Origin of the sequence: Rhodococcus sp. IEGM 1330, from assembly GCF_033142445.1 — a bacterium.
GTDB lineage: Bacteria > Actinomycetota > Actinomycetes > Mycobacteriales > Mycobacteriaceae > Rhodococcoides.
In genome coordinates, this window is sequence record NZ_JAWLSB010000007.1 from 299,220 (window position 1) to 307,350 (window position 8,131).

Below are 8,131 nucleotides of genomic sequence, written 5' to 3' on the forward strand. Positions count from 1 at the left end.
GACCTTCGCTAACAATGGATATCAAAAGGGCGTTTGTAATCCTCCTCGAGCGCTGGTGGATCGTCGCGGTCACCCTCGTGATCGGCATCGGCGCAGCGATCGTCGCGACGCTGGTCACCCCGCCCCAGTACACCTCGAATGCGCAGCTCTTCGTCTCGACCACCGGTGGTACCAGCTCCACCGAGTCCTACCAGGGTGATCAGTTCTCCCAGCAGCGCGCAACGTCGTACGCCCAGATCTTGAGCAGCGAGATTCTCGGTCAGCGGGTAGCGGATGCGCTGGGGCTGAACCTCAGCGGAAGTGCCGTGGCAGGCAAAGTCACTGCAACCGTCGTTCCTCAGACGGTACTGCTGGACGTGAGCGTGACCGACTCGTCTGCCGACAGGGCAGCCGAGATTGCCAATACTCTGTCCGACGAGTTCATCGCCTACATCGTGCCGTTGGAGACGCCGACCGGCCAGGACCAGGCTCGGGCGACGGTGACCGTCGTCAACGGGGCAGAAGCCGCGACGAGCCCCACGACACCCAAGCTGGCGACGTACCTCATCTACGGTGCCACCGGCGGAATTCTGCTCGGCATCCTGCTGGTCATTTTGGTAACGACTCTCGATCGACGGGTCACCAAACGATCCGACGCGGAGTCTCTGACCGGCCTACCGGTTCTCGGCCCGGTCGCCTCGGTCGGTCGCAGTCCGGAAGGTCGTCGTGCACAGCTCGACAAGTGGACCAGCGCCGACGCCGAGGCGTTCCGCAAGGTCCGTGTCCACCTGCAGTCGATACCCACCGGCCCGAAGGTGATTCTCGTGACCAGCTCCTCGGCCAAGGAGTCGACCATCAACTTCTCGGTGGATCTGGCGGTGGCGTTGGCCGAATCCGATCACCGGACGGTGCTGATCGAGACCGATTCTGCGCATCCCGCGGTAGCCGAGCAGTTGAGCCTGCCGCCTTCCGCAGGGCTGGTCGGGGTGTTGGCAGATACCGCCGATCGGCCGGAAAACCCCGATCACATCGCCTCACCCACGACCGATCGATACCTCGACGCGATTCCCGTCGGTGTCGGGCTGGACGCAACGCCGATGCTGTCCACCACCGCGATGCGGGATCTGATGGAGACGTTGAGGACGTCCTACTCCTACCTGGTCATCGATGCTCCACCACTGTCCTCGAGCGGCTCGGCGGCTGTCCTCGCCGGCCTGTGCGACGGAACGTTGCTGGTCGTCGACACCAAGCTCGCGCGTGATCGTGATGTTTCTGCCGCGGTGCGGGAGTTGCAGGGTTCGGACGCTCGGCCTATCGCCGCGGTAATGGCGAGCACGAGCCGCAAGCGCTAGACGCGTTCCTGTTGCTCGATGAGGCCCGAGGAGACCGACTCGAGCAACAGGAGCGGATCGTTCACGATCAGATCCATTGCCTGTTCGATCTTCGCTCGCTCGAACACGTTGTCGTGGAACGAGACCGAATAGGTGCGTTCCTTACCGACGACACCGCCCATCACGGTGATGGCATCGGGTGCCGAAGGATCGAGTAGGCCTGCGAACTGGCCGCCCTCCCCCTCTGTCCATGGAACCCGGGCCCACGACGGCGGCCGACCCAGATCCGAATACATGAGCTTGACCTTCGGGTTGCGCAACACCTGATCCACTGCCGTTCGGTCGGTAGCAGGCTTGACCCGCACACTCGCCGAGACCAATCCGAGCACGGCCAGCGGGAGGCCAGAGGTGTAGACGGCATCGAGAACACGGGCCTGCGGCTCGATGGGCCGGCTGCCGGAAATCGCCACATCCAGCCCGACGGCAAAATTGCCGTTGACCGTCGTCTTCGCGTTCAGATATCTGCGGCAATTGATGGCGATCGTGACGACAGGGGTCGACTGCAGACCGACCCGCTCCATCGCGCATCGCACCAACCACAGCGCAACAGTGGCCGCGCCTGCCGAAGGCGCATTCTTCTTCCGCCAGGCAGAAACGGCGGCTTCGTTGGCCGCAGTGGACTGCCTGATCACCACCGAAGGCGACGGGCTCCACGGAACCATTTCGCTGTCCTCGGGCTGAGCCACCTGTATGACAGCCTGCTGTTTGAGCGCCTGCATGCCCTTCAACGCACGCCACGCGTCGCGCAATTTCAGTGGATGCATGGCAAACCATCGCAGCAACGTCCGCGGAATGACATGACTCGACTCGGGACCGAGGGACCACACACTCGCGCCGTGGATGTCGTTGAGATGCAGAGCCTCGACCAGATCGACGAACAGCTTTCCATCGCTCAACCCGTGTGCGGTGTCGATGAACAGGTACTCCCCGCAGATGGTGACCTCAAGCGGTAGACGCTCTCCGTCGCGCCGACGCACGTCCGCAATGGCCGACTCGAGTTGCCCCGACGTCGAGGACGGTTCGACCACACGGACCACGTCGGCACCGAGGGATTTCGACACTTCCCACGAGACAGTTCCCTGCTTGGGTACCAAGCCGATTCGAGTGTGGGTCCCGGAATCCGCCAGACTCTGCAGCGTCGACCTGACCGCATGTTCGGTCAGGTGTCGGGCCGGGCCGGCAACGCCGATGTAGCGGCTGTTGATCATGCACAGGTCCGCACCCGTGACCCTGTAGGTATTACCGGAATTACGGGACAAGGATGAACTCCAATTCGAGAAACCGATCACGACGTTCCGTCGCCCACACAATTTCATGAAGCGGGCACACCCGGCAATTCGAACTCGCGAATTCATTCGTTCGTCCGAGATCGATCGACGACCAGAATCAGTTGATGAGGGCCTTGACCGCGGCCAGCGAGGGCTTGGCGGAATTGTTCGTCCTGATCAGACCGTAGTTCTCTTCGAGGTTCTGACTACCGGTGTTGATGTCGCGGTGATCGAAGATGAAGATCGGCCCACCGTTCGGCAAAGACCTCAAGTAGTTGATGCCGTCCACGAGAATCTCGGTCTGTCGCGCTTCGGTGACACCGTACGGAGGCTGCCCCGTGGTGGTGGACGCACCGAACTCCGTCGTCCAGATCCTCTTCCAGCTGTCTCCGTTGATGTACATGAGGTACGAGATCATGTCGATCGAATTTTTGGGAGTCCACCAATCCGTACCAGCGCTCAGAAGATCGGGCGCGCTGTACGGGTGGTTTCCGATTCCGTCCAACGAGGGGCCTGCATTGTTCGCATACAGCGCCTCGACGAATCGTGCCGGGCTGATGTTCGTGCCGTCGTCGATTGCCGGCGACAGTCCTCCGCTGATGACCACCGAGTACTGATCAACAGCCTTGATCGCGGCGTAACTCAGCTTGAGCATCTGGCTGTACTTGGCTGCATCCGGCTTCGGCGCGAAGCTGTGGATAACATTGGGCTCGTTCCAGATCTCCCAGTTTCGAATCAGCCCTCGGTAGCGCTCTGCGGCCAGCCGGGTGAAATTGGCGTACGTGGCCGGATCGGCTGGGCCTGGATGTATGAAGGTCCTACCCTCGGGGATCGCCGCCCAGGTCGGCGTGTAGGTGGGAACTGCCAGTATATTGAGACCAGCGTTGTACGCGTCGAGAACGAGCTTGTCGGTACCGGCCCAATTGAATACGCCTTGAACAGCTTCGACCTGGGGCCACTGGATGGGGATTCGCACCGCCGGGAAGCCACTTTGCTTGATCGCCTGAATCTGGGCCTGCCGCACAGAATCGGAGGTCTCCAACGTAACGGCGGTGACGCCCAGGGTGCGTGCACCCATGGGACCAGACGCGGCCGTAGCAGGTGCCGGCAGTACCACCGAAATGGCAGCCGCCACGACCAGCGCAATCGAGGACGACAGAGCACGGCGAAGGTGCGGCCTTCTCTTCGACGAATTCGGCGAGGTGGATCGGAGACTGATTTTCACAGAGAATGCCTTACTCGGGATTAAATCAGGTGCAGCTCCTGCGGATAGGCCCGCAAGAGCAGGGAAATGCTTGAGTGTCGATTGCCGCCGGAGAGCTTTGACATATATCTACACCAGGCTCGGAAATAAACAAACACCAGAAATAATGAAACCTGGAGACTCATGACAATGGACCGCACAAACCATCTACGAGTCGCTGCGATTGCCATTTTCACGACCGTCGCCCTGGCATCGGCGTCGTGCGCGAGCGAGTCGTCGGATTCCATTTTGGTACCCGAAGAAAGGACTTCTGCTCCGTCAACGAGCGCGGAAGCCGAAAACTTCGCGGTTTACAGCGATTTCACCTCTCTGCCCGACGGCACGGCTCCGAGCACCTTCGCCACCGGCCAGGCCGCCTCGGTGGCACCGGTCCCCGATCCATCGATGAACCTCCGAATCGCCAATGGCAAGTTGACCTTTGCCCCCTCGATAGACGGACCGGCGGCCGCCTACTTCAGGACCGGCGATCTGGGCAAGCCGGTGACGTCGATGGGTATGAGGTGGACTTTCACGGCGCAACCAGGCGGAACACCCGGCGTCGCAGCCATGGCGATCACCGATCGACTTGCAGATCCACTGGGCGGTGCATCACCGCTCATGCCACTCCACTTCATCGTCACCAGGGACGGCTGGAATTACTCGGTATCTCCCGGAACGTCCGGCGGCGGAGCCGAGCTGATCACTCTGGCAGCGGGGACGTTCAACTCACCGCTGGCGGAAGACGGAAATACAATTCATGAAGTACGAATCTGTATCCAAGGAAATACCGCAACCATTGATCTACCCGACGGAAACCGGCAAGACGTTCAAGATCCTCGAATCGAGGCCTGGGCATCTCGACACGCATTCTTCGAGCCATATACCGACCGAGCATTGACCGACTCCATTACAGGATTCACCGAGGTGTGGGTTGGGCTTTGAAATGAATTGTCGGGAAGGCGATCGAATACCAAACGGTCTCGTCTCTACTTCTGAGTCGATTACGTACATCGCACACTGTGCGACATCATGGTTCGATGCCCGCTACCGATCCGTTTCATGCCTTGATACTGCTCAACAGCGTGTTTGCCAGTGCAGCATGGAGTCTCGCAAGACCGAGTTGGCCAAGTGCCGTCACATTGTCGGCGACCTCGATTCTGTGGCTGTTCTTCAACCACCCTATCGAGGGTCGGGTGCTCTACTCGATCGACTACCAGACAGGCTTGACGGAGTCCGATTTCGTCTCTGCGGCAGGGCTATTGCTCGCAGCCGTCACGGCGATACGCATAAAGCGCCGGCCGGTTGGAGCGCCAGGAAGGCGTGGGGAATCAGAAGCCGTACGACCCGGTCGGTAGACACCGAACCGGTGCACACCGGATCCGGCTCGTCGGCGGGAGCCACGACAGTAACCGGAACCGCTGCACTGCCGCCGTGGACCTCGGTACCCCACTGTTCACCCGAACCGCTACAGCTCCAGTCGAGGGTGTGCTCCTTTTCTGCCACGTCGAGATCGGTCAAGGATACGGACGTCGAATCGGCATCCGGATAGACGAGGCCATACACCGCAAACGTCTGGGTGATCGCGTCGAGGTGTCGAAATCGAGGAACATGCACGTGTGGGGCACGGCCACCGGCGAAGGAGAACGTGCCGGTGATGGAGTTGCCGCCGGACTTTGCCGTGAAGGTGACATCCTCTTGTTCGGCCGTCGCTGGTGCCGCGGTGGTCAGACACTGCGAAGTAGAAGCGCCCCGGCGAGTACGGCGGGTGAAGGGGAAGGTATGGCGGTGCATAGCGACGGCGTCCATCACTGCGTGCACTGTGGTTATGGCTACGTTCTGGGCCCAGATCAGAGGCTCGAACTACAGCAGCAATGCTGCTCTGATTGGCGCGCTTGGCTCGAACTGATAGCGGCCTGAATTCCGATCATGAACTGCAACAGCGCTTCACACCTAGCGGACCAGAAGTCGAAGGCGAGTGAAAATTTGTACCAGGGTCCACCGAGGCTGGTGCACTCGAGCTCTTCGCTAGGAGTTCGTGGATGAGGTGGTCCGTCAGGCGAGTAGATCCACCCGGAAATGCAACTGAAGAAACCTGTATCGGCATCGACGAAATAGAGCGCGGTTTCGTCCAGACCTCCGCTGACTCTGGTGTAATCGAACGCGTCGAACGCCGGTTTCGATCGCTCGAACGAGGGTTCGGGAATGGTGAGCGCCAAGACCAGTCCGATCGCGACGATGGCCGGTGCCAGGGCCTCTTTTCACGAAGAAGGCTGCCGTGACCTCAAGTACGTCACAGTCTTGAACCACCAGACGATGCCCACGACGAGGAGGACCAGGGCAACAGCCATGGAGACAACGAAATTGAGCATGTCGAAGATTCGCCCGGCCAGCGGCCAGTAGTTCATTGATCCGAACAATGCCACCGAACACAACAGGAAAGTGATGACGGCGAGAACATTTCCGGGCGGACGCACCTGTCTTATCGTGTCGGGGCTGGGCTCGTCCATGGTTCTCATCATCCACGGGGCTGGTCGGTTCGTACGGTTTCACTGGATCAGCCCTCGACTCTACCGCCGGCTGCGATCACGAGCACGCGCACGGAATTCGCCGATTGCGAGGACTGTCAACGCAACCCCCAAGAGGGTGAGAGGGACCTGGGCGCGGGGCGCGTCGATGTCGAGTACGACGATCTGCCACACCACCCACCCGATGGTCATCAACCCCACCAACGCCACATACACCGCAGCTTCGGACGCGTCGACGAGCACGGCAGCCACGCAGATCAATGGTCCGAGTCCGAGAAAGAACAGCACGAACAACCCGGAGATGCGGTAGTCCCAGGTGTGCCAAGAAGGAAGCATTCCGACGTTCAGACCCAACGACCGCCCACTGGGGTCGGAGGTCAACGACAGTCCGTTGAACGTCCAGGCTGCACCCAGCAGAGTCAGCAATGCCACCGTCGAGAGTTTGTTCACGGTGACGTCATGCGTTCGTCGTCCTTCGGTTGTGGCCGGCAGCGGATCACGTGAAGGTTGATACTGCCAGAATGAGGCCGCTCGGTCTCGTTCTATTCGAGTGTCCTGTGACGCGGAGACCTGCCTGTCGAGGCTGCGGCTACGCTCGGTGGGTTGCGCGCCCGCCCTGGGGAGTGCCCCGACCGCACAGGAGACTCCGCATGCCCAAGCTGAAATCCGTCAGCGAGTTCACCGGCAAGTGGTTTGCCCTGATCGTCGTGGCGGCGGGAGCGCTGGCCCTGATCACTCCCGATACGTTCAGCGGCGGCACACCGGCCGTTCCGTGGCTGCTGTCGATCATCATGCTCGGCATGGGAATGACGTTGCGGCTCTCCGACTTCGCGGTTGTCGCCCGGCGACCGTGGGCACTGTTGCTCGGAGTCGCGGCGCAGTTCATCGCGATGCCGCTACTCGGTCTGGGAATTGCCAACGCGCTCGGCCTCTCTGCCGCGCTGACCGCAGGCATGGTGTTGGTCGGTTCGGCTCCGGGCGGCACTGCGTCCAACGTGATGGTCTACCTCGCCAAGGGTGACACCGCACTGTCGGTGGCCATGACGTCGGTGTCCACCCTGCTCGCACCGATTCTCACGCCACTGCTCGTGCTGTGGCTCGCCGGCGAGTTCCTGCCGGTCGATGCGGGCGGGTTGTTCGTCTCGATCCTGCAGATCGTGCTGATTCCCGTCGTACTGGGAGTTGTTCTACGCCTGCTGTTTCCCGCGGCCATCGACCGCATGCTCGACGCTCTGCCGTTGATCTCGGTGGCGGGGATAACCGCGGTGGTGCTGTTCGTGGTTGCCGCCAGCGCACCGACTTTGCTGTCCATCGGAGCCCTCATCGTCCTGGCCGTCGTGCTGCACAACTCGCTGGGACTCGCGGTGGGGTACGGCATCGGCAAGGCATGCGGACTCGACGTCGCCAGCCGACGCGCGATCAGTATCGAGGTCGGGATGCAGAATTCCGGATTGGCCGCGGCGCTGGCCTCGGTGCATTTCAGCCCCGCGGCAGCCCTGCCCGCGGCCATCTTCTCGGTGTGGCACAACGTCTCGGGCTCACTTCTCGCCAGCTACTGGTCTCGGCGTTCGACCGAACCGCAGCCGGCCGAACGCGCGCAGGCGTCGACGACGAACAAATAAAGAATCGGGTGCAGCTGACCGCGCTCACCCTCTTTGCCAGGCTGCTTGTGAGTCGAGATCAAGTAGCGGAGGAGAGTCGTGATGACAGTCGATGTGGGGTTCA

8 protein-coding genes are annotated in these 8,131 nt (G+C 61.2%); 3 read left to right on the top strand and 5 right to left on the bottom strand.

Annotated features, from left to right (window positions below):
* Positions 1–14: 14 nt before the first annotated feature.
* Entirely contained in the window at positions 15–1,331 is a 1,317-nt protein-coding gene (locus R4P57_RS18300) for a Wzz/FepE/Etk N-terminal domain-containing protein (RefSeq protein ID WP_317804230.1), read from the top strand.
* Here the strand turns inward: R4P57_RS18300 and R4P57_RS18305 are convergent.
* Positions 1,328–2,578 carry a hypothetical protein gene (locus R4P57_RS18305; RefSeq protein ID WP_317804231.1) on the bottom strand — a complete coding sequence of 417 codons (1,251 nt, stop codon included), beginning with the start codon at positions 2,576–2,578 and terminating at the stop codon, positions 1,328–1,330. The genes R4P57_RS18300 and R4P57_RS18305 overlap by 4 nt on opposite strands.
* Positions 2,579–2,756: 178 nt before the next feature.
* Complete coding sequence (locus R4P57_RS18310) at positions 2,757–3,716, bottom strand: cellulase family glycosylhydrolase (protein ID WP_317804232.1); 960 nt, start codon at positions 3,714–3,716, stop codon at positions 2,757–2,759.
* Between the two features lie 315 nt (positions 3,717–4,031).
* Here R4P57_RS18310 and R4P57_RS18315 point away from each other — a divergent pair, with 315 nt between their 5' ends.
* Positions 4,032–4,823 carry a hypothetical protein gene (locus R4P57_RS18315; RefSeq protein ID WP_317804233.1) on the top strand — a complete coding sequence of 264 codons (792 nt, stop codon included), beginning with the start codon at positions 4,032–4,034 and terminating at the stop codon, positions 4,821–4,823.
* A gap of 330 nt (positions 4,824–5,153) precedes the next feature.
* Here the strand turns inward: R4P57_RS18315 and R4P57_RS18320 are convergent, their stop codons facing one another.
* The 3 genes from R4P57_RS18320 to R4P57_RS18330 all read right to left on the bottom strand — a co-directional run bounded on the left by R4P57_RS18320 (position 5,154) and on the right by R4P57_RS18330 (position 6,838).
* The gene (locus tag R4P57_RS18320) at positions 5,154–5,690 is read right to left on the bottom strand and encodes a hypothetical protein (RefSeq protein WP_317804234.1); all 537 of its coding nucleotides are present in this window, start codon (positions 5,688–5,690) and stop codon (positions 5,154–5,156) included.
* Between the two features lie 449 nt (positions 5,691–6,139).
* Positions 6,140–6,388, bottom strand: coding sequence for a hypothetical protein (locus tag R4P57_RS18325; protein WP_317804235.1), 249 nt, complete (start codon positions 6,386–6,388; stop codon positions 6,140–6,142).
* Positions 6,389–6,448: 60 nt separating this feature from the next.
* Positions 6,449–6,838, bottom strand: a complete 390-nt coding sequence (locus tag R4P57_RS18330; RefSeq protein ID WP_317804236.1) for a hypothetical protein — start codon at positions 6,836–6,838, stop codon at positions 6,449–6,451.
* A 218-nt stretch (positions 6,839–7,056) separates the two neighbouring features.
* Here R4P57_RS18330 and R4P57_RS18335 point away from each other — a divergent pair, with 218 nt between their 5' ends.
* The gene (locus tag R4P57_RS18335) at positions 7,057–8,028 is read left to right on the top strand and encodes a bile acid:sodium symporter family protein (protein ID WP_317804237.1); all 972 of its coding nucleotides are present in this window, start codon (positions 7,057–7,059) and stop codon (positions 8,026–8,028) included.
* Positions 8,029–8,131: the final 103 nt, after the last annotated feature.

What these genes read in the sequence shown, in the direction of transcription:
- R4P57_RS18310 (WP_317804232.1), bottom strand. Translation starts at nt 3,716, where the DNA reads ATGGGTGCACGCACCCTGGGCGTCACCGCCGTTACGTTGGAGACCTCC.
- R4P57_RS18335 (WP_317804237.1), top strand. Translation starts at nt 7,057, where the DNA reads ATGCCCAAGCTGAAATCCGTCAGCGAGTTCACCGGCAAGTGGTTTGCC.
- R4P57_RS18325 (WP_317804235.1), bottom strand. Translation starts at nt 6,388, where the DNA reads ATGGACGAGCCCAGCCCCGACACGATAAGACAGGTGCGTCCGCCCGGA.
- R4P57_RS18315 (WP_317804233.1), top strand. Translation starts at nt 4,032, where the DNA reads ATGGACCGCACAAACCATCTACGAGTCGCTGCGATTGCCATTTTCACG.
- R4P57_RS18300 (WP_317804230.1), top strand. Translation starts at nt 15, where the DNA reads ATGGATATCAAAAGGGCGTTTGTAATCCTCCTCGAGCGCTGGTGGATC.
- R4P57_RS18305 (WP_317804231.1), bottom strand. Translation starts at nt 2,578, where the DNA reads ATGATCAACAGCCGCTACATCGGCGTTGCCGGCCCGGCCCGACACCTG.